This is a genomic window from Aeromicrobium sp. PFPM2_SD2 (genome assembly GCF_057364525.1).
The window spans coordinates 1-19,847 of the sequence record NZ_JBNFNZ010000009.1 but is presented as its reverse complement, the minus strand read 5'-3'; the positions used below and the strand labels follow the sequence as shown (position 1 = coordinate 19,847).

Annotated in this window: 24 protein-coding genes and 2 pseudogenes; 16 read left to right on the top strand and 10 right to left on the bottom strand. The window is 66.8% G+C overall.

From position 1 onward, the window contains the following. Positions 1–215: pseudogene (locus AC2W7G_RS01575) on the top strand (cytochrome c biogenesis protein CcdA); the annotation flags it as partial. Between the two features lie 490 nt (positions 216–705). On the opposite strand, the gene AC2W7G_RS01570 reads toward AC2W7G_RS01575, so the two are convergent. The 5 genes from AC2W7G_RS01570 to AC2W7G_RS01550 all read right to left on the bottom strand — a co-directional run bounded on the left by AC2W7G_RS01570 (position 706) and on the right by AC2W7G_RS01550 (position 5,120). Beyond that, positions 706–1,791, bottom strand: coding sequence for an ImmA/IrrE family metallo-endopeptidase (locus AC2W7G_RS01570; RefSeq protein ID WP_485866881.1), 1,086 nt, complete (start codon positions 1,789–1,791; stop codon positions 706–708). A gap of 39 nt (positions 1,792–1,830) precedes the next feature. Beyond that, positions 1,831–2,472 (bottom strand): hypothetical protein, encoded by a 642-nt coding sequence (locus tag AC2W7G_RS01565; protein ID WP_485866880.1) that lies wholly within the window; start codon positions 2,470–2,472, stop codon positions 1,831–1,833. A 355-nt stretch (positions 2,473–2,827) separates the two neighbouring features. After that, the gene (locus tag AC2W7G_RS01560) at positions 2,828–3,337 is read right to left on the bottom strand and encodes a hypothetical protein (RefSeq protein ID WP_485866879.1); all 510 of its coding nucleotides are present in this window, start codon (positions 3,335–3,337) and stop codon (positions 2,828–2,830) included. Then, a complete protein-coding gene (locus AC2W7G_RS01555; RefSeq protein ID WP_485866878.1) occupies positions 3,334–4,200 on the bottom strand; it encodes a helix-turn-helix domain-containing protein in 867 nt (288 codons plus the stop codon). Before AC2W7G_RS01555 ends, AC2W7G_RS01560 begins: the two co-directional genes overlap by 4 nt. A gap of 452 nt (positions 4,201–4,652) precedes the next feature. Continuing rightward, positions 4,653–5,120: a hypothetical protein gene (locus AC2W7G_RS01550; RefSeq protein ID WP_485866877.1), complete on the bottom strand. Its 468-nt coding sequence runs from the start codon at positions 5,118–5,120 to the stop codon at positions 4,653–4,655. A 69-nt stretch (positions 5,121–5,189) separates the two neighbouring features. Between AC2W7G_RS01550 and AC2W7G_RS01545 the strand changes: the two genes are divergently transcribed. The 8 genes from AC2W7G_RS01545 to qatD all read left to right on the top strand — a co-directional run bounded on the left by AC2W7G_RS01545 (position 5,190) and on the right by qatD (position 11,589). Further along, a complete protein-coding gene (locus tag AC2W7G_RS01545) occupies positions 5,190–5,798 on the top strand; it encodes a hypothetical protein (RefSeq protein WP_485866876.1) in 609 nt (202 codons plus the stop codon). Between the two features lie 56 nt (positions 5,799–5,854). Next, positions 5,855–6,310, top strand: coding sequence for a hypothetical protein (locus tag AC2W7G_RS01540; protein ID WP_485866875.1), 456 nt, complete (start codon positions 5,855–5,857; stop codon positions 6,308–6,310). Positions 6,311–6,579: 269 nt separating this feature from the next. Further along, positions 6,580–6,762 (top strand): hypothetical protein, encoded by a 183-nt coding sequence (locus tag AC2W7G_RS01535; protein WP_485866882.1) that lies wholly within the window; start codon positions 6,580–6,582, stop codon positions 6,760–6,762. A 70-nt stretch (positions 6,763–6,832) separates the two neighbouring features. Next, entirely contained in the window at positions 6,833–8,098 is a 1,266-nt protein-coding gene (locus AC2W7G_RS01530; protein ID WP_485866874.1) for a KAP family P-loop NTPase fold protein, read from the top strand. Then, entirely contained in the window at positions 8,095–8,700 is a 606-nt protein-coding gene (locus tag AC2W7G_RS01525) for a hypothetical protein (protein ID WP_485866873.1), read from the top strand. The genes AC2W7G_RS01530 and AC2W7G_RS01525 overlap by 4 nt, the downstream gene beginning before the upstream one ends. Positions 8,701–8,941: 241 nt before the next feature. Next, positions 8,942–9,526 carry a Qat anti-phage system associated protein QatB gene (qatB, locus tag AC2W7G_RS01520; RefSeq protein WP_485866872.1) on the top strand — a complete coding sequence of 195 codons (585 nt, stop codon included), beginning with the start codon at positions 8,942–8,944 and terminating at the stop codon, positions 9,524–9,526. Between the two features lie 81 nt (positions 9,527–9,607). Continuing rightward, a complete protein-coding gene (qatC, locus tag AC2W7G_RS01515; RefSeq protein WP_485866871.1) occupies positions 9,608–10,801 on the top strand; it encodes a Qat anti-phage system QueC-like protein QatC in 1,194 nt (397 codons plus the stop codon). Next, positions 10,798–11,589, top strand: a complete 792-nt coding sequence (gene qatD, locus AC2W7G_RS01510; protein ID WP_485866870.1) for a Qat anti-phage system TatD family nuclease QatD — start codon at positions 10,798–10,800, stop codon at positions 11,587–11,589. Before qatC ends, qatD begins: the two co-directional genes overlap by 4 nt. 149 nt (positions 11,590–11,738) lie before the next feature. Here the strand turns inward: qatD and AC2W7G_RS01505 are convergent, their stop codons facing one another. Next, complete coding sequence (locus tag AC2W7G_RS01505; RefSeq protein WP_485866869.1) at positions 11,739–12,014, bottom strand: hypothetical protein; 276 nt, start codon at positions 12,012–12,014, stop codon at positions 11,739–11,741. 124 nt (positions 12,015–12,138) lie between these two features. Here AC2W7G_RS01505 and AC2W7G_RS01500 point away from each other — a divergent pair, with 124 nt between their 5' ends. From AC2W7G_RS01500 to AC2W7G_RS01480, 5 genes are all read left to right on the top strand, one after another. Then, entirely contained in the window at positions 12,139–12,525 is a 387-nt protein-coding gene (locus tag AC2W7G_RS01500; protein ID WP_485866868.1) for a hypothetical protein, read from the top strand. 75 nt (positions 12,526–12,600) lie between these two features. After that, positions 12,601–13,185, top strand: coding sequence for a DUF305 domain-containing protein (locus tag AC2W7G_RS01495; RefSeq protein ID WP_485866867.1), 585 nt, complete (start codon positions 12,601–12,603; stop codon positions 13,183–13,185). A gap of 75 nt (positions 13,186–13,260) precedes the next feature. Beyond that, positions 13,261–14,094: a F510_1955 family glycosylhydrolase gene (locus AC2W7G_RS01490; RefSeq protein ID WP_485866866.1), complete on the top strand. Its 834-nt coding sequence runs from the start codon at positions 13,261–13,263 to the stop codon at positions 14,092–14,094. 130 nt (positions 14,095–14,224) lie between these two features. After that, positions 14,225–14,632: a four-helix bundle copper-binding protein gene (locus AC2W7G_RS01485; RefSeq protein WP_485866865.1), complete on the top strand. Its 408-nt coding sequence runs from the start codon at positions 14,225–14,227 to the stop codon at positions 14,630–14,632. Between the two features lie 191 nt (positions 14,633–14,823). Continuing rightward, positions 14,824–15,405, top strand: coding sequence for a DUF4396 domain-containing protein (locus AC2W7G_RS01480; protein ID WP_485866864.1), 582 nt, complete (start codon positions 14,824–14,826; stop codon positions 15,403–15,405). Between the two features lie 23 nt (positions 15,406–15,428). Here the strand turns inward: AC2W7G_RS01480 and AC2W7G_RS01475 are convergent, their stop codons facing one another. Next, entirely contained in the window at positions 15,429–16,610 is a 1,182-nt protein-coding gene (locus tag AC2W7G_RS01475; protein WP_485866863.1) for an ATP-binding protein, read from the bottom strand. A gap of 150 nt (positions 16,611–16,760) precedes the next feature. On the opposite strand from AC2W7G_RS01475, the gene AC2W7G_RS01470 reads away from it, so the two are divergent. Further along, complete coding sequence (locus AC2W7G_RS01470) at positions 16,761–17,240, top strand: LexA family transcriptional regulator (protein WP_485866862.1); 480 nt, start codon at positions 16,761–16,763, stop codon at positions 17,238–17,240. Continuing rightward, positions 17,237–18,235: a zeta toxin family protein gene (locus tag AC2W7G_RS01465; protein ID WP_485866861.1), complete on the top strand. Its 999-nt coding sequence runs from the start codon at positions 17,237–17,239 to the stop codon at positions 18,233–18,235. Before AC2W7G_RS01470 ends, AC2W7G_RS01465 begins: the two co-directional genes overlap by 4 nt. Positions 18,236–18,357: 122 nt before the next feature. On the opposite strand, the gene AC2W7G_RS01460 is transcribed toward AC2W7G_RS01465, so the two are convergent. From AC2W7G_RS01460 to AC2W7G_RS01450, 3 genes and pseudogenes are all read right to left on the bottom strand, one after another. Continuing rightward, the gene (locus AC2W7G_RS01460) at positions 18,358–18,828 is read right to left on the bottom strand and encodes a hypothetical protein (RefSeq protein WP_485866860.1); all 471 of its coding nucleotides are present in this window, start codon (positions 18,826–18,828) and stop codon (positions 18,358–18,360) included. Further along, a pseudogene (locus AC2W7G_RS01455) lies at positions 18,825–19,582 on the bottom strand (helical backbone metal receptor). The gene AC2W7G_RS01460 and the pseudogene AC2W7G_RS01455 overlap by 4 nt, the downstream one beginning before the upstream one ends. Positions 19,583–19,596: 14 nt before the next feature. Then, positions 19,597–19,847, bottom strand: a 251-nt coding sequence (locus AC2W7G_RS01450) for a hypothetical protein (RefSeq protein WP_485866859.1), incomplete at its 5' end; no start/stop codon positions are given.

Genomic DNA, 19,847 nt, shown 5'->3' with positions numbered 1-19,847 from the left:
ACTGCCTGGGCCTGGGCATCCCCTTCGTGGTGGCCGCGGTCGCGTTCGCGCGCTTCACCCGCGCGCTGCGCTGGTTCAAGCGCCACCAGCGCGTCGTGGGCCTGGTCGGCGGGGCGCTGCTCGTGGTGATGGGCGTCCTGCTCGTCAGCGGCCTGTGGGACGGCATGGTCGACGAGATGCGCGGCTGGATCAGCGGAACGGAGCTGCCCCTGTGAGTGCCGAGCGCTATTCGTCGACCTGCTAAGGCGCCGCGCGGCCCGCTATGAGTGAGCCAGCGCTTCTGCTAGTTGATCGCCCGTCGGCGAACCCTCGAGTCCGGCGGGTGTCTGGTAGAGCCGGCAGGAGAGCCCCACGGGAGCGCCCGGCTGTGCGAAGGGGTCTTGGCCGTCGATAAGGATCGTCGGGGAGCCGTGGAAGTTCCAGCGCTCTGCTTGCTCCGGAGTGTTCACCAAGACCGTCTCCACCTCGCGCCGAGTCTCATCGCGTCAAGCACTTGGCGGAGGCGGGAGTGGGTGACCTCCCAGTTGGGACAGTCATCGAAGTACAACAGCTGGATGCGCATGCCCCCATCGTCCACTGCAGGCAACCGCAGGCGTAGCGGGGGCGTGCGAGGGGCGGCACTCAACCAACAAAAATTATGACGAAAGGAGCGTATTTGTCATAACGATCATTATCGGCCATGCTGCCGCATGGGCTGCCCAGCGCTTACTCAACCAATCTGAGCTCGGCGCGGTGTTGCCCGGATGCGCGCTCGGGGCGCCCTCCAATGGCCGTGGGTGTGAGCCCCAGCATGTAACTCTGGACTTCTTCGACGTCCAGACCAAGATCACCCGCGATGGTTGCCAGGCCGACCCCGTCGGCACGCAGTTGCTTGAGAACCTTCGTGAGGAGCTGGGACGACTCGCGTGGAATGCCGTTCGGCTCCCCTCTGCGGTAGCCGCGGCGGGCCAGGTCTATACACACGGACCGGTATGCCCACTCGCTCATTAGACCCAACTCGTTAGCGCGGTGCGCCATCGCCATGGCAGCTACGTTCCATCGTCTCTTCGCCATCAAGATCCGGTCCACGGAAGCGTTGTGCAGGCCTTGGGCGAGGACTCCGGACCTCGGCATGAGGAACGCGGCCGCGAACTGGTTCGCCTGTTGCTCTGCTTCCGGTCCGTGTGGGACCGCATCCTCACTGTGAAGGACGAGGTGCCCAAGTTCATGCGCGGCGTTGAAGCGTCCTCGTTCGGCAGACTTGTTCATACTAAGGAAAACAAAGGGTTGCTCCTGCCAGTGCAGGCAGTAGGCGTCAAGATCCTTGTTTTCGTCCGTGAGGGAGTAGACGCGTACGCCATGCGCTTCGAGCAGATGGACCGTATTTCCGATCGGCTTGTCGCCAAGACCCCATCGCGCACGCAGCTCATCTGCCGCAAGTTCCGGCTCTCGCCCGGACAACGTCGGCACATCGGGCGAGGGGAGATTGAACCGGTCACGGATCCAGTCGTCGATGAGGATTGCGATCCGGCCGGAACCCAGGCCCCTGTCTCGGGCCCGGGCTGTCATCTTGCTCAGAGCGCGAAAGCTCACGGCATCCACGGGAATCTCTTCCAAGTCCGGGCCTTGTAGAAATTCTGGCCGGACCCTGAGCTTCTCTGCTAGGAGAGCGACCGCGGTCTCTGACGGCTCTTGACGGCCGTTCTCGTAGGCCGAAAGGCTGACTCGGCTGATACCGGTTTCGGACGAAAGCGCAGTGAGAGTCCATCCGCGCCGCTTGCGGGCAGCGGACAGTCGGGTGGGGTTGAACATGGGGAAGTGATCCTTTGCCGAGGAATGATGGTGCCGGGACTAGCGCGGACTGACATCAACCGTGTAGCCCGGCTCTCCGTCATCCGGCAGGTCCTGGAAGTCAGCGTCGGGCAGCGGATCTTCGCGGGTGATGGGCGGAAGGATGATCCGCTCGTCCCAGTCCCGGATGATTCCAGCGTGGATCTGCGTCGGTAGCGAGAGTTCGGCATAGATGACGTCGTCGGTGACCCGCTGAATCAGCAGCCAAATGGTCGCGTCGCCGGCAAGCTCGCCCTGCTCGTACTCCTCGCCGAGGTCGAGGGCAAGCTGCATTGCGTTCGCCCGTACGGCCGTGACCGTGAGCTCACCCTTGGGGTACTTCGTAGAGGGCGGAGTTGCCGTTGCGATCCCCGTGTTCTCGTCACCCGAACTGACCACGATCGCGATAGTCCCGTCGGGACTGATGGTCTTGCAGTAGTTCCGGGAGTTGTCGTACGTCCACCCCAGTGGGACGACCTCCTCGCGGAAGAAACCCACCGTCTTGCCGTAGCGGGTGGTCCCGCCAGCAGTCGGGGGCTCGAGTTCTGTCACTAGTTTTGCTTCGGCGTCTGCCCGGAGCAGTGCGCGAGTGATCATCCCGACCGTCAGGCCGAGGGAGCGCAGACGATCGTCCGCCTCCTCGTTCGTAGCAACCTGTGTCATATCTGGGCCTTTCAGAGCGGAGGGAAGATCCGACTTTACGAAAGCCTACCTCATTCGAGGTGAAAAATCGTCAAGTACAGTGCAGGTCTCCAATCTGTCCGGCAGGGTGAGATGCGGCGAGGCCGCCAGCTCGGCGATGGCCCGCGGTGGGTTCCCACGGTGAGGCATTCGCGTGGTCGGGTTGAGTCGGGGGCCTGCGCTGTGCATACTTGGGTGTGCTGGCGGCAGTAGTCGTCGGAAGTGGTGAGTGTAGGAAGTCTCCGAGACGTAAGTACCGCTTGCGGCAGTCTCCTTGACGGTTTCTAGCCTTGCTGGCCCGCTCAATCAGCCTCGCCTCGGCGGGGCTGATTTGCGTTTACGCGTCGAAGGTTCCTAGGTCAGTTGCGATCGGCTTGACCGCCTCGCGGAACTTGCCGCCCCGCCCGTATGACCACCCCAGGATGTCCGGAAGGCAGAGCAGGAGCTCAGTCTTGTCTCGGTGTTCGTAGATCATGGACGGTCGCGGACCAAGCGTCCGCTGAAGGATGCGGCGGTCCTCGAGGTCCTGGTCGCACGACTCGAGGATCAGTCGTTCGACCCCCATGTCGAGCAAGCGCTGAGCGGTTCGTTCCAGGAGCAGGTCACGCGCTTGGCGGTCATTTCGCGCTCGCGCGGACGCGACGAGCCCTTCGACCGGCATCCGGCCGAGAGCGCTCGCATACGCCATGCGTTCGGCGCTGTTCCTGTCGGTCATGTGAATCGACCGATACTTGCCCTTGATGAGCTGGAGTTCTTTTCGCACCACCGTGAGGTCTGCAGGCACGACGACGACAGCGCAGAGCATGTAGGTCTTGCGCTTGGTTTCGTCGAGGAAGGCTGTCTTCATGGGAGTCGGTCCATTGGCGTCGTTGCGGGGGTGTCGGTGAGGTCGGGTGAAAAGTCTTGTAGGCGCTTCTCAACGGCCGTCTGGGCAGCGGCTCGAAGTGCGGCCCTGTAGGGAGTGCTGAAGGGACCGAGTAGTCGGTAGTACGTTCGTTGAGTCACGCCAAGGCTGGACAGTGCGGACTTGACCCAGACTTCGCGAACGTCCAGCAGGTCCAGCGACTGAAGCTCGCTGACTGCACTGGCGACCGACCGCTTCCCGATGCCGTACCAGTCGGCGAGTTGCTCCTGTGACATCCAGACTTCGTCGTCCTTGTTCGTGCAGCTGAGCAGGACGAGTAGAACGGCCAGTCCCGGGAGAGAGAGTCGCTCGAACCACTCTTCGGTCCAGAACTCTGGAGGAAGCACGAAGTAGAACTCGTATGGGTCGTCGGCGGTGGGGGCGTCGACGCCAGGTGGCTTGTACTCGAGCGCTCCATCCTCACGACGCGGCTCGATCCAGACGCCGCGCGAAAGTCGTTGGCGAGTGATCAAGTTCCTCGCTTCAAGGTCGTTCCAGGCTGACGAGACATTGCTGATCGTCCACTTTCGACCGGAAGTCGTGCTCAGTGCTCGCGCCCAAACCGCGGAAGGAAGCGGCCTGGGCTGGTTCTTCAGCCAAGGCCATGCCGTAAGCAGGAGCAGATAGAGTTGTAGGGAGCGGCGCTTCCTGTCGCGCACAAGCGGTCCCAGGACGCTCACGCGCTCCCCGGACGTGCGCGGCAGTTGGCACAAGATGTGGCGCACCTTCGTGTAGCCGCTGCCTGAGACGCGGAGAAGTTCGCCCCGCGTCTCAGCAGCAGTTGCAGCGATAGGTGCCTGATCCATGCGGCCATCGTACGTCATCGGATCGCGGCGAGTTGGTGACTGGATCTCGCCTGTCTTCGCGTTTCGTGCACAACTCTGGGAAGCCCGTGTGCGATGTGCATCAGGGATACCTATTCTGCGACGCCCAAGATGCCAAGGAGCAGGTGGCTGTCCGGTCTGTGACCGCCCAGTTGGGCTCTCGTGCGCGAGCCAGACCAACTCGTGTTTTCTGCGTCTTCTGTGACCGCCTGAGCTGAGCCGACAGGCCAGCTTCTCTGCATTGGGTTGGGTCCCCAGTCCAGCTCCCCTGCCGGCTTAGGTGCTCGCATCGTCAGCGACGTCCAGTCAGCGCAGACCCAGGTGCGCCGAGGCCTTGGCAAGCTACGTGCTGCCGACATTGCGCACCCGCATCCCGAGGACTGGCAGGTGTTCGGCATCCGCTCCGACGCCTGAACTTCTACCGACGCCGCCCCTCAGTTCTTCGGCACGTAGTACAGGGCATCGGCCAGGGCCCGCTGGTGCAGGGAAGCGCCGATCTTGGCGTTGTTGAGTCGCTGGAGTGCTGCCTGCAGGGTCGAGCCACCGTGCAGCTGGAACGGGCTGAAGGCTTCCAGGTCGTCACCGAATCGGTCCCGCGGGTTTTCCAGCGCCATTTCGATGTCGTTGTCGACCGCCTCGATCTCGCGCTTCACCCGTGCGAGCGCGTGCTTGGCGCGGCGCAGCTCGTCGGCGAGAGCTTCCTCGAGCTCGGCGATGACTTGCGACCAGCTCGGCACCTGGTCGCGGTGGAACATCACGTGCCCGCGCGGACCGCGTGTGGCGCCGGGAAGCTGCTGGTGCTCAGCCAGATGCTTGAGCACGCTGGTCGGCACTCCGCAGTTCGCAGCGGCGTCCTTCAGCCCCACCAGCTCGGGCCCCTCCGCCACCGGATCGTCCGTCATGGCGGCGATCGTGCCACGGGCCTCCGACGTTTGGGCCCGGAACGACCCAGCCGGTGGCAGCATGCCGCCATGAGCGATGGGGATGAGCAGCCAGTGGTGCCGCCAGCTGGGGATTGGTCGCCGGCGGACGCTCCGCACGCGATCGTGGTGTCGGAGACTCGAATCTGGTTGAACGCGGCTCGCCTCGCGGCACAGCGCGTCGCGGCTCCCGCCCAACCTTGGCACCAGATGCTCGATGTCCACATGCTGCCGTTAGCGCTCGCGCGGCTGCACCAGATGGTCAAGCTCCAGCGGCACGCGCTCGAGGCAGTGGCCGAGAAGATCGACACGGCCGATCTGGTGATACATCTAGAGCGGTCCCGCGATCGTTTCGCCGCTGCTGCGCCGCACCTGCAAACGATCCGCGACGCGCTGACTCACTCCGAGGCCTGGTCGTGGGGAGACGGCAGGGGCGACCAGAAGAAGCTTCGCGACACGGGCTCAGCGAGTCTGCGCGACGTCGCTGCGCACACCTGGGGGCTCACGTACGAGACCGACGAGAAGGTCATCATCATGGGGACGTACAGGCTCCACATCACCCAGGCGCTGGACGCCGGCCGGCGGCTCGCGGACGACTTCTACGATATCTCTCGGGAGATCGACAGGCGCCTGGCGGAAGATCAGCTTTCTTTGAGGTGACCGGCTCGTCACCCGTTTCGTCCCCACGGCTCGGCCTGCTCGCCTACGGTGCTGCGGTGACCAACGAGAAGACCAGCGCGGCACAGCCCATCGCTAACCGCGGGACCGATGAGCCCGTGTGGCAGCAACTCCAGAAGCGCGAGGCCGGCGACGCGACGTCCGCGGACAGCAGCGGCGCTCTGCGCCTAAGCAAGAACGCGGTCACCGACAGCGAGAACAAGCTTAGGAACGTCCTCTACGGAGGTCTGGCCCTCTCTGTCTTCGGCTCGATCGTCATGTTCTTCTGCCTGGTCAACGTCACCTCGGTCGACATCGACATCGTCAGCCGAGAGATGGAGGAGTCGACGAACACCGGCGCTGCGATCGGAGCGATCACCAGCTCGATCGCCGCGGCCGCCGGCGGTCTACTCCTGGCCGTCTGGGTCGTGGCCCGAGGCATCCTGCTGGCCCGCGACGTGACCGAAGCGCGCGAGCGCCACGACCAGGTGCTCGCCGACCGTTCCGCCAGCTGAAGGTATAGCGGCGCCGCGATCGCGCGCTGGCGGCCTAGTGGCGGTGCAGGTCAGCTCGAGCGCGGCGATCCAGCGGAGCACGGTCATGTCGCGTTTCGTAATCCTCGTGCGGGACCTCCGTGCAAGAAACCGTGGCGTTGAACCGGATGATGTCCCCGATGTGCTGACCCGGTGGACCGCGCGATGGACTCGGCGCACTCGTCCTGCTCGCCCAGCAGCCGCAACAAGAGTGCCAGCAACGGCCTTGGCGACCTCCGCTCGGAAGAGACGTGGTCGATCGCCTCAAGCTCGTCGGCCACGAACCGGTACCCGAACTCGGGATCATCGGCGTGGATGTCGAGAGCGGCGTTGATCAGGTAAGCAGCGGGATCTCCGCATCCCGTGTTGTACGCGTGGTGAAACACGGCGGTCGCGCGACGAAAGTGGCGGTCCAGGGCCTCGGGTCTTCGTAGAGTGGTGGCTCGGGTGTCAGAGCCCGGTTGTCAGAAGGTGTCGTCGTCGCGGGGAAGGGACCGGATCTCGATGTGGCCGGACAATGAGACGGACCGCGATCTGCTGAACTTCGATGGCGTCGCGGCCACCGTCGCCGAGCTCGTCGTGCAGGCGAGCGGTCGACCGGTCTCAATCGGCATCTCCGGCGCCTGGGGCGTCGGCAAGTCATCGATGATCAAGCTGACCAAGGTCGCCTTCGATCGACACCAGCCGAAGGACGGGCCGAGCAAGTACGTCTTCGTTGAGTTCAACGCGTGGCTATACCAAGGTTACGATGACGCGCGGGCCGCGCTGCTAGAGGTGATCGCGGCTAAGCTTGCCGAAGAGGCGGAGGCACGGGAGACCGGCCTGGACAAGGTCAACGACTTTCTCAAGCGGGTCCGCTGGTTGCGGCTGATCAAGCTGGTGGCAGCTCCGGCCGCCTCCCTGGCGCTGGGCCTGCCACCCGTCGGGCTTGCCGGGCCGGTTGCTGGCCTGGTCAAGGAGACCCTCCGCGGAGACCTCGACGCCACGGAGCTCGCCGCCGGCGACCAGTCCGCCGGGGAGCTGTCCGCCGCCGCGGCCGGGCTGCTCGACCCCAAGCAAGGGTCCACGCCGCCTAAGGAGATCCAGGCCCTGCGCGACGACTTCGAGGCCGCCCTGGAGGCGCTCGGGATCACCCTGGTGGTCCTGATCGACGACCTCGACCGCTGCTTGCCGCCGACGACCATCTCGACGCTGGAGGCGATCCGGCTGTTCCTGTTCCTCCAGAACACCGCGTTCGTGATCGCGGCGGACGACGACATGATCAGGTACGCCGTACGGCAGCACTTCCAGGGCCTGCCGGACGACTCCTTGGTCACCAACTACTTCGACAAGCTCATCCAGATCCCGATCAAAGTTCCCGGCCTCGGCACCCAGGAAGTCCGCGCGTATCTGATGATGCTGTTCGTTGAGAACAGCACACTGAGCATGCCGGACAAGAAGAAAATCCGGGACGCGGTAGCCCAGCAGCTGAAGCAGGCGTGGCAGGGCAAGCGAGTCGATCGAGGGTTTGTCCAGGGTCTGGGGGTGACGCTCCCGGCGGACCTCGTGGCCAGGCTCGACACCGCCGACCGGTTGGCACCGCTGATGGCGACGGCCACCGGGATCGCGGGCAATCCGCGGCTCATCAAGAGGTTCCTCAACGCCCTGTCCATCAGGATGTCCATCTCCGCAGCCCAGGGCGTGGGCGTGAACGAAGCGGTGCTCACCAAGCTGCTGCTCTTCGAGCGCCTTGCCCCGGCCGGGTCTACTCCGAGCTGGTGGCCGCGGTGAGCAGCAGCGACCGGGGTGCACCAGCCTTCCTGGAGCCCTGGGAAACCGCCGCCGTCGCTGGGGAGGACCTCACCCTCGAGGGAGGCTGGAGCGACCCCTCACTGGCCGAATGGCTCGCGCTCCCGCCGGCCCTGGCCAACGAGGACCTGCGGGGCGCGCTCTACGTCAGCCGGGAGCACGCGCCCCTGGTGTTCCCCGAGGACCGCCTCTCCTCTGAGGCAGCCGAACTCCTGTCGGCGCTACTCGAGCACCCGGACATGGCGCACTCGCTCAGTGACCGGCTCGCCCCGCTGGCGCCAGCGGACACCGCGGTCATGATGCGCCGACTGCTCGACCGCGCCGGCCAGGAACAGGAGTGGGGTGCACCACCGATCCTCGATGCCTGCCTCGCCCTCTCCTACAGCGAACCCATGCACGCCGACAGCCTGGCTGGCTTCCTCATCGAGCGGCCCCCCAGCCAGATCCAGGCCAGCATCGTGCCCAAGATCGGCGACCAGCCGTGGGCAGGTCAAGTCTTCACCGCCTGGCGATCCAGGGGCGTCAGCGGGCCCGTCAAGGCGGCCATCACTCGTCAGGAGTCCCGTGGGAACCTCGCAAAGTAGCTCGGGGCCGGGTGCCGGTGTTGCCCTCGTACCGCCGTGGGCCGCCGACCTGTCACCCGAACCCGAACCGACCCCCGACTCGCCGTCGCCTGAGCCCACTAGTACCGAGCCCAGCGACACCGACGACACGCCACCGGAGCCCGCCACCTCTCCCCTCGCTGGTCCCGGCAGATTCCGCGACGCCCGACGCTCCTTGGGCAGTTTCGCCCGCCGCGGCGACACCGCCGACCTACGACGGGCGGTGGGCCACTACGTCAGCAGTGGGTATGGCGGAGCCAGCACCATGGGCCGCCGCCTCGCAGCCTCCTCCGCGACGGCGAGCCGGCTCGGCGGAGTTGTCACGTCCGGGCAGAGCCCCGACGGCGCGGATCTGCGCGACCAGGTTCTCGCCTCCGGCGCCGATGCCAACCAGATCGTGGACGCGATCGTCGAAGCCGTGCGTCCCGTCGACGGCACCCAGGACGCCGAGGCCTCACGCCGCGCCGTGCGCGATGCCCTCTCCGACCTCCTCGAGCAGTTCCCAGATGCTGACCCCCTCGCCTTGGACGCAGCCCAGCGAGACTTCGTCATCGAGCGCTACACCGCCCTCGACGTCTATAACCGGTTCGCCCTCGACATGCAGCGCACTGTCATCGAGAATGCGCCCGACGCCACCGCCGCCCTGTCCCGGATGAAGCAGATCCAGGCTTACATCAGGGAGCAGGTCGCGGCTGGCTTCCGACGTGCCCGCGATCGAGGAGCGACCCCAACCTCGCAAGGAGTAGCCGCGATGGTGCGATCAGCCCTCGCCGAGACGCTGTTGATCTTCGAGGAGTACCTGAGATGAGGTTCGAATGCGGTCCTCGCGTGGTCGCCGAGAGCGCTGCCGATGGGGCAGTGGGCGTCTGCCTCTTCGACGGCGCTCCGGGTGCGGGCCTGGCAGGGGCCGGGGGCGCCGCCAGCGCGCGCGTTCCGGCGCCGCAAGCTCGCCCCCGCAACGTTGGCCTGGGACTTCGCCTCGCTCGCTCTCGCCGCCGTCGTGGCCGACACTACCGCCCGCCGCTCCAACAGCCCCGACGGCTGGACCCGCGAACTGGAATTGAATGTAGCGGTCTCGGATCCTGACCTGTGGAACAGTGTGACCCAGCCCCTCACCGGGGCGCTGAACTTCCTCACCACCGACCGCTGGAGCCTGCACTTCATCGGCGGTGCACAACACCCCTCGACGCCGGCGAAGGTGCGTCGCCCCGACGCAGACGCAGTCACCTTGCTCTCGGGAGGCCTGGACAGCCTGATCGGGGCCATCGACCTCACTGCCGGAGGTCAGTCGCTACTGGCGGTCAGCCAGACCGTCCGCGGCGATCGCACCACGCAAGCGAAGTTCGCCGCCAGCATCGGCGGCGGCCTCGAGCACCTCGAGCTGAACCACAACGCCACCCCGCACCGTCCCGGGAAGGAGACCTCTCAGCGAGCACGATCACTGGCGTTCATCGCGTTCGGCATCCTTGCGGCCTCCTCTACCGCACGGTACGACGCAGGCACGGAGGTCACGCTGTACCTGTGCGAGAACGGCTTCATCGCGATCAACCCGCCCCTCACCCCAGCACGGCTGGGCAGTCTCAGTACGCGCACCGCCCACCCCCAGTTCCTGGGTGCCATCCAAGCAGTCCTCGGAAGCGTTGGTCTCGACATCGTGATCGAGAACCCCTACCGCGAGCACACCAAGGGCGAGATGCTGCGCGACTGCTCCGACCAGTCACTGCTGTCCTCGCTTGCTGGCGAGTCGACCAGCTGCGGACGATTCCAGCGCTACGGGTACCGCCACTGCGGCCGCTGTGTGCCCTGCCAGGTCAGGCGCGCCGCCTTCCTCAACTGGGGCACCGCCGACCCCACCGACTACGTCTATCCCGACCTAGGGCGCCGCGACGAGGACCACGCTGCCTTCGACGACGTGCGGTCAGTCGCGATGGCAAGAGCATCGGTGGACACCGATGGCATCGACCGGTGGATCGGCCCGTCGCTCAGTAGCCGCTACATCGAGGACCGCCAGGCCATCCGGGCGATGATCGGCCGAGGAGTCGACGAACTCGCTGCACTGCATCGACACCTTGGAGTCTCGTGATCGACTTCCACTGCCACCTCGACCTCTACCCCGACCCGCACAAGGTCGCAGACCGAATCCAACGGGAGGGCATCGGGATCGTCTCGGTGACCACGACTCCGTCGGCATGGCCAGGAACCAAGGCACTCGAGAACGGGAGGCCATGCGTCCGGACAGCGCTAGGTCTCCACCCAGAGTTGGCAACGGTGAGGCGAGCCGAACTCGACCTGTTCGAGGACTATCTCGCCGACACTGCATTCGTCGGCGAGGTAGGCCTCGACGGAGCAGCGGCCCACAGCACACGGCAGGATCAGCTTGATGTGTTCGAACGCATTCTCTCCGCCTGCTCGCAAGCCGGAGGAAAAATCCTTTCGATCCACAGCCGGCGAGCCTCCAGCCCGGTCCTGGAAGCACTTCGCCGGCACCCAGACTCCGGTGTGCCGATTCTGCACTGGTTCTCCGGCTCCATGGCCGACCTCGACCAGGCGATAAACCTGGGCTGCTGGTTCAGTGTCGGACCAGCGATGCTTGCCGGCGCGAAAGGACGCGCGCTCGTCAGCAGGATGCCGCGGGCACGCATCGTGCTGGAGACCGACGCGCCCTTCGCGCGTGTGAAGACCGATCCCATCCACCCGTGGGACCTCAAGTCCGCCGCCGTCACGCTAGCCAGGATCTGGGACATCCCCGCCCAGACCGCGCGAACGCAACTGGAGCAGAACGACCGCGAACTCAGTTCCGGCCTGGACGATGCAACTAGAAGCAGGGACCGCTGTGACTTGCGAATGCACCCGCCCCAGGCGCACGGATAGCTCCTGGCAACCGCTGACGTGAGGACCGAGCCCGGTCCTGCCGCCGCTACTCTGGCGACATTTCAGGTCGCCGATAATAGATCTTATGTCAGATTCGTTCCGTCAGGCTTGCCACGGCGGTGGGCGCAGAGGCGGCACGTCGGTCGGATCTAGAGGGCCCATTCGACGAACACGTGATAGACCGACGCGGCGACGAGGATGTTGAACCATGTCCACATGGCACTGCGGGAGATGACCCGAACGAATGCGAGAGCGATGAGCGGGTAGGCGATGCTGACGGCGAGGTGAGTCGGCGGGTTGAGTCCCTCGAGGCGGTCGTGCAAGAAGACCCACCCGACGGTGGCGACCAACGTTGCGCCGGTAGCGAGTACGAGCGCTCCGGTCGATGGTCTCGCACGCTGGCTGTCGAGTCGGTCGGGCGCCATACTCCAAGGGTATGGCGGCTCCGAGGGGCTTCCTCATGAGGGTTTTGCGCTCTCGATCTACGATGCGAGAGTGAGTTCGATCCGGCCACCGCATAGGCGCACAGGGATGCGAGTCCCTGCGTCGTTGATGGTGGTCGTCGCGGCGGCTCTAGCGCTGGGCATCGTCTGGATGCACAGTGCGCTCGCGGTGCCGGTGGACTCCCCGAACGCCATGTCCTTGAGCGCCATGGCCACCGAGAGTCCGATGCACGCGGATGCTGCTCACGGCCCTGCTTCGGCCGGGAGCGATGACAGCCACCATGGCGCGCTAAGCGGATCGCACTGTGGCGGTCTGATGGCCGTCTGCTTCATGCTGCTGGTCGGACTCGGAGCGTTCCTGATGGCCCGTCGTGGCCGTCTGCACCGCATTCTCTGGAGACTGCCTGCCCCCCACCTGCTCACCCTGGGATTCGTCTCGAGCTCGTTTGAGCCGTTATCCCCGTTGAGACGTACCTGCATCCTGCGCTGCTGAGTCGTCGTCGGCGCGTCCATTGTGGCGCGCGAGCTTTGACGACCCCACACACCTTTCAGCACCGCAGGAGTAGAAATGCGCACCAAGATGCTCGCAGCGACCCTCGCCGCCGTGGCCAGCCTGGCCGTCCTCACGGCCTGCTCTGACGAGTCGAGCTCGTCGAGCGACGAATTCAACGACGCCGACGTCACGTTCGCCCAGCAGATGATTCCGCACCACCGACAGGCCACTGAGATGGCCGAGATGGCTCAGGGGCAGACTCAGAACCAGCAGGTTCTGGACTTGGCGGAGAAGATCGCCCAGGCCCAGGGCCCGGAGATCGAGACGATGTCCGGGTGGCTGGAGTCGTGGGGCGAAGACGTTCCGCAGGACTCTGACATGGGCGGGATGGACCACTCGGAGATGGGTCACTCCGGCGGGGGCGACGACATGGCCGGCATGATGACCGAGGAGGACATGAGCGCCCTGGAGCAGGCCAGCGGCGCGGAGTTCGACGAGATGTTCCTGACCATGATGATCGAGCACCACAAGGGTGCGGTCGACATGGCCGCGACGGAAGAGTCCGACGGCAAGTACCCGGCCGCGGTCGAGATGGCCAAGACCATCCAACGTGACCAGGAAGCCGAGATCGAGCAGATGACCCAGCTCCTCGGCAGCTGACACCCGTCTCGTTCATCTCCACCCTGGAGGCCGGCCGACACGGCGGCCCTCCAGGGCCTCCGCAAGGAACCTCCAATGCCCTTCCCCTTCGCACGCGCCCTGACCCTCGCCGCCGGCCCCCTCCTTCTGCTCAGCGCCTGCAGCGGCGCCGACGACGCAGCCGCGCCTGTGCGGTTCGAGCACATCCACGGACTCGACATCAACCCCGCCGACAAGCGTCTCTATGTCGCCACTCACACCGGCACGTACCGCCTCGAGGACGACGGCACCCCCACCCGCGTCGGCGGTCACCGCGACGACTTCATGGGCTTTCGAGTCGTCGGACCGGACCAGTTCATCGCCAGCGGGCATCCTGCCGACGCGGGCCGCCCCAACCCCCTGGGCTTCATCCAGTCCCGCGACGGCGGCAAGACCTGGGAGGCCCGCAGCCTGCAAGGGCAATCGGATCTGCACGCGATCGATGCCCACGACACGGGAACGATCACGGCGATCGACTCGACCCGGAACGCTGTCATCCAGTCCGACGATCAAGGCCGGACGTGGCGCGAGAGGTGGCGCCAGACGCACCTGCTCGACATCGCAGCCATGCCAGACAGTCCACGGTCTTTCATGGCCACCCGCACCAACGGAACGGTCACCATCGTCGAGGCAGGTCAAGAGACGGTCGTCGACGACACCCCTGCACTGACCTACGTCGACGTCACCCCTGATGGAACGTTCGCTGGGATGGACACCGACGGACAGGTGTGGCTCAGTCTCGACGCTCGCGGCTGGGCTCCCGCCGGTGGATCGGTCGCGGGCGCGCCCGCCGCGATCAGCGTCAAAGCCCGGACCTGGTATGCGGCCACTTCGCAGGGCATCTACGCCAGCTCGGACCGCGGAGGTACCTGGAAGCTGCTTCTCAGCTGAGCGCTCTCCCTGCCGGGCCGACCGGAGGTTCGCCCCGTCCGCTCGGCCGGGCGGGAGTTCAGAACCCCGCGGTGCGGGTAGGACCCACAGAAGCATCACCCAACACGGCCACGAGTGGAAGGCGACTGAAATGACGCACAAGACTGTTGAGTTGCTGGAGGCGTACCCGGCCTCGATCAATCTGGACCGCGAGCTCCTGGCCACGTGCATCGCGGCGTGCATCGAGTGCGCTCAAGCGTGCACCGCCTGCGCCGACGCCTGTCTGAGCGAGGATATGATCGCGGACCTGCGCAAGTGCATCCGCACCGATCTGGACTGTGCCGACCTGTGCGAGACAACCGCCCGGGTCCTGTCCCGCCACACCGGCTACGACGCGGCCATCACCCGCGCCGTGCTGACCGCTTGCATGACCGCCTGCCGATCCTGCGCCGAGGAGTGCGAAACCCACGCAAGCATGCATGAGCACTGCCGACTGTGCGCAGAAGCCTGCCGCGCATGCACGCAGGCCTGCGAGGCGCTGCTCGTCGCGATCGGCTGACAGCGATACCGATCTGCGAGCAGTCTCAACCCCACCGCGCGATACCCCCCTAGGGTATCGTGGGAGATCCCGACGAGCCCAACCCGCAGGAGTGGAGGCATCTCTTGAGCACCCACCACGAGCATCACTCAGCGCCCGGTTCTGAGTCCGCGGCACCGTCCACAGATCATGGCGAGGGCAGTACGGTCAGGATGGCCGCAAGCGCGACGCTCCACTGCTTGACGGGCTGCGCCATCGGAGAGATCGCCGGCCTGATCATCGGCACGGCTGCCGGCCTCGGCACGGCGACCACGGTCGCGATCTCGGTGACGCTGGCGTTCGTCTTCGGCTACGCGCTTTCGACCCTCCCCCTGCTTCGGGCCGGGTTGGCGGTCGGGACCGCGTTGAGCTTGGTCCTGGCTGCTGACACGCTGTCGATCCTGACGATGGAGATCGTGGACAACTTGGTCATGGTCGTCATCCCGGGCGCTATGGACGCCGGGCTGGTCAACCCCAAGTTCTGGATCAGCATGATGATCGCGCTCGCGGTGGCCTTCCTGGCCGCCTTCCCGCTGAATCGCTACCTGCTGCAACGCGGCAAGGGGCACGCCCTGACCCACCACCACCTTCACGGGTCCAGCGCCGGCAGCTCGCGCCCTTGGATTCCGGCGTTCAGCAGCGGAGCCCTGGCAGCGGTCATCGTGGCGTTCATGCTGGGAGGCCTGCTTGTCTCCGTGGCGGCTGACACCTCCGACCCGGACGTCTCACACAGCGCCGACCGGCTCGAGCGCTAGCCGTCCGTCGCTCGACCGAAGCGCTAGTCCCCCACCTCGGGATGGTGGCGGGCCAGGTACGCCGCCATGCCCGGCACCGTGTAGGCGACCTGGCCGTGCTCGGGGGCGTAGATCAGGCCCTTGTTCATCAGCTGGGCACGGTACGGGCCCAAGCTCGTAGGCCGCAGACCCATCCGGCGGGCGATGTCCGCTGTCGAGGACGGGGCGTCCTGGTCGTCGGCCATCGCCTGAAGAAAGCGGCGCTCGGACGGAGTCGCCCGGTCCCAGCGCGCTCTGAAGAACCCTGCATCGAGGTGCTCGAGGCCGAACTGGACGGCCGCCACCGCGTCATCGACGGTGAATACCTTGTGGGGCGCGATGTTCCAGACGGCCTGGCCGTACTCCTGGAGGAAATATGGGTAGCCGCCGGCTGCCTCGAGGATCGTCTGGAGCGCTTCGGGGGTGTAGCTCGCCCCCAGCCGTAGCGCAGGCTCGGACAGCGCGCTGCTGGCCTCGGACGGTTTCAGCTGGCCGATCTGGCGGTAGTTGAACAGCCGCTCGGCGTAGGAGCGCGTCTCGGTCAACACGCGAGGCAAGTTCGGCAGGCCCGCCCCGATGATGAAGAAGGGCCACTCGCGCTGGTTCGCGGCATGCTGAGCCGCGATCAACGCCCCCAGCGTCTCCTCATCCAGATCCTGCATCTCATCGATGAACAGGGCGAAGGCCCGACCCGTCTTCTCCAGGGCCCACGCCAGGTCCTCAACGAGTTCCAGGACGTCCAGCTCGGTGTCCCCGGAATCGCCACGCCCGGGCGACAGCTCGACGCCCAAGGAGACCTGCGTGGCCCCCACGGTGGCGTTGAACGCGCTGATGGTCTGCAGTGCGCGCTTCATACGCTCGGTACGCGACTGTGGAGACAGGCGGCGTGCGGCGGCCACCAGGCCGCGAGCCAGCGATCGCCGCGCCCCGGCGGCGCCAGCTGCATCGCGACGCGCCTCCAGCCGGACGGTCATCCACTCGAACCGGTCCGCATGGCTCTGCATCTCATTGAGCAGGACCGTCTTGCCGACACCGCGAAGACCGGTCAGGACGATCCCTCGGTCGCCGCGCATGGCCCGCGTGCGCGCGACCAGCGTGTCGAAAGCCCCCAGCTCGGTTTCGCGGCCGACCAGTTCGGGCGGCCGGCGGCCCGAGCCCGGGCTGTACGGGTTCAGTTCCGCGTCCATATTGAGGATTCTAGTGATGAATTAGGAAATGCCAATACATGCCAATAGTTCTGTAGTGCACTCGGCTCGTCGCCGCTGTGCCTCGGCATCAGTGCGTCGCAGGACTAGAGCGCGTCGTTCCGCCGGAGTATGCTAGGTGACATACAGGAGGTGGGCGGCGTGACACTGATGGAAACCGAGGCGCTGATTCAGAACGCTCGGCGCCTGTCTCGACGCCAGCGCGTCGACTGGCTGGATGAGCTGCGCAGCGTCAAGGCGCTGAGCGCCCAGTTCACTCAGGTTGAGATCGCGTCGCAGCTGGGCGTGGCCCAGCCGACTATCTCTAGGAAGCTGCAGGCTGCGGCGAAGATTCCTGAGGTGCGTCCCGGCTTCGCCGGCGGCACCCCGAACGAGATCATCGATCGCTACGTCGCCGGCGTCCTGTCGCGCGAGGACCTGGTCGACCAGCTGGCCCGCTGGGAGTACGCGACGGGCGAGCTCACCGACGGCCCCCTCGATGACCTGGTCTTCACCCCGCCCGGGACGTTCCGGGACGTCGTGCGGGCCGTGGACAAGGGCCTGATCGACGAGTCGATCTACGAGGACGTGCTCGACCAGATTGTTCGGGCGCAGCAAACTCCTGCCTCGTGACCTCCCCTCTCGACGCGCACGCAGCTCATCGCGAAGCGATCCGCGAACTGTCGCGTCCAGGTGGTCCGCTCGAGCCCGCGAGCGCCTACGCCTCCATTCGTCAGCGTGAGTGGTTCCCCACTGGAGATCTGGATGTGCCTGCGCCTGCGCGCCGGCGCCTCTGGAGCAGGCTCAAGGCCGAGGTCCTGGCCGAGAAACCCGATGCCCGGGCAGAGTGGCGGGCGATCGTTCTGGCGGGTCCGCCGGGCGCCGGGAAGTCCACCGCCCTCGCCGACCAGATCCGCGGCGAAGCGGACGCCTGGCTCACCATCGACGCCGACGACTTCAAGACCCGCCTGCTACGCGAGGCGATCGCCGATGGCTCCTACGACCGGCTGCTGAAGCCGCCAGAGGTCCAGGACCGCGAGAGTGCCGGCGAGTCGTTCTTCCCGCTCGAGCTCGCCTCCCTGGTCCACGAAGAGTCGTCGCGGCTCGCGGACGATCTGCGCCAGGAGGCGATGGAGGCTGGCACGAACATCGTGATCGACACCGTGCTGTCCAAGCCGGACAAGGCGGTGCAGCTCGGCCAGGAACTGGCGGCCGCCGGCTACGAGGTCCAGGTCCTCGACGTCGAGGTGCCGTTCGAGGTCTCAGCCGCGCGGATCGAACTGCGGTGGGAGAAGTCCTACGCCGAAGCCTTGGAGACCGGCGACGGCCTGGGTGGACGCTGGGTGCCCAGCGTCTACGCCCGAGACGTCTTCGACCCCACCACCGGCCGTGCGCACTCACAGGTCGCGGCCGAGCAGCTGACCGAGACCTGCCCCAACGTCATCGAGTACCGACGACTCTGGACCCCCGCGGTCGCCGCCAACCGCACCGAGGAAGTCCATCTTCAGCGATCTGAACCGGGCAAGCCGCTGGTCGACCTGGAGGTCGCCCGGGCTGCTCGGGTGACCGCCAGTGCCCGCCCCCGGCGTGTGGCCCGGCGCGATGGCGAAGCCGACCGGGGCCGCTGACGCTATCGAACATGCGTTCTACCCTTAGCGGGTGGGGCGAATCCGGGGAAGCGAGACGCGTGGCCACGCCCGCGCCGCACCCGGCATGTCTGGGTCCGGGCCTCGGGCAAGCAGATCCCTCGTCAGGGTGTGGTGACGGAGTGGAGGCAACGACGGGGTCGGTGGGAGGCCTGGGTGACGTACGTCGACGACTCCAAGCTCGAGCCCAAGATCGTCCAACGGTGGGCGCCGGCCAGCGAACTAAGCCCGGTGTGGTCAGACCCCAACGCCACCGGCTGGTGAACCGACGACCGTCCACAGTTCAGGTTTGCCCCTGCCGGTAGGCACTCGGTGTGAGCAACGATGGTTCGCATGTGGGAGCTGGCGACCTTCGAGTGGTGGTTCGACTTCACGACGTGCGCCGCGGCGTTCGTGTCGGCCTCGCGCCAGGCCGGCTGGTCGGCGTCGATCCGCAGCCGCAACCCGTCGGGGGTGAGGTCGTACCGGGCGGCCGAGCGGTCGGGCGTCGTCCACTGCGGCAGGTAGTGCGGCACCCATCGCTCGGTGTCGAGCACCGGGCCGTCGAAGCGGTCGTCGATCGTCACGCGCGTCATGCTCGCAGCACCTCGGCCAGCGCGTCACGGGCGTGGACGAGGGAGGGGCCGTACCAGGTGAGCAGCCGTCCGGACACGAGCCGGGTCGGGACCCGGACGAACGCCTCGGGCCCGTCGTCGGCGGTGAAGACGTACGGCTCGTCGGGCAGCAGGACGAGGTCGACGCCGTCGCGGTCCAGGTCGGCGAGCTCGACGCGCGGGTAGCGGCCCTCAGCGTCGTCCAGCACGTTGACCGCGCCGAGCCTGCGCAGCACGTCGCCGGTGAAGGTGTCGGGGCCGACGGCCATCCACGGGTCGCGCCAGACCGGCACGGCGACCCGCGGTCCGCCGGGCGGCGGGGGAGCGGCCCACGTGCGCTCGGCCTGCTCCAGCCAGGCCGGGACCTCCCAGCCGAGCGCGTCCACGAGCAGGCGGCGCATCGAGGCGAAGGCGTCGTCGACGGTGCGGATGTCGGTGACCCACACCGGGACGCCGGCGTCGCGCAGCCGGCGCACGTCCAGCTCGCGGTTCTCCTCGCGGTTCGCCACGACGAGGTCGGGCTCGAGGGCCGCGACGCCGCCCCGGTCGGGGTTCTTGGTGCCCCGCACGCGGACGACGTCCAGGTCGGCGGGGTGCGTGCACCAGTCGGTCGCGCCCACGAGCGCGTCCGGCCGGTGGCCGCGAGCGCCTCGGTCAGCGAGGGGACGAGCGAGACGACGCGGCGGGCCGGACGTGGGACGGGCACGGACGTCCCGAGGTCGTCCGTGCCCGTCATGCGCCGCAGCGTGCTCAGTGCTTGTGACCCCGGTCGGTCGTGTCGGGATCGATGACGCGGTCGCGCTCGGTGACCTCCGTCGTGCGGTGCTCGGTGACGCCGGACGTGCGGTGCTCGTCCACGTCGGGGTCGAGCCGGTCGGCCTTCGCGCGGGCCTCGTCGAGCGCCTCGGCCCGGCGGCTGGCCTCGTGCTCGTGCTCGTGCGCGGTCTTCTCGAGCCGGTCGGCCTCGAGCCGCGCCTCCTGCGCGTCCGCCCGAGCCGACG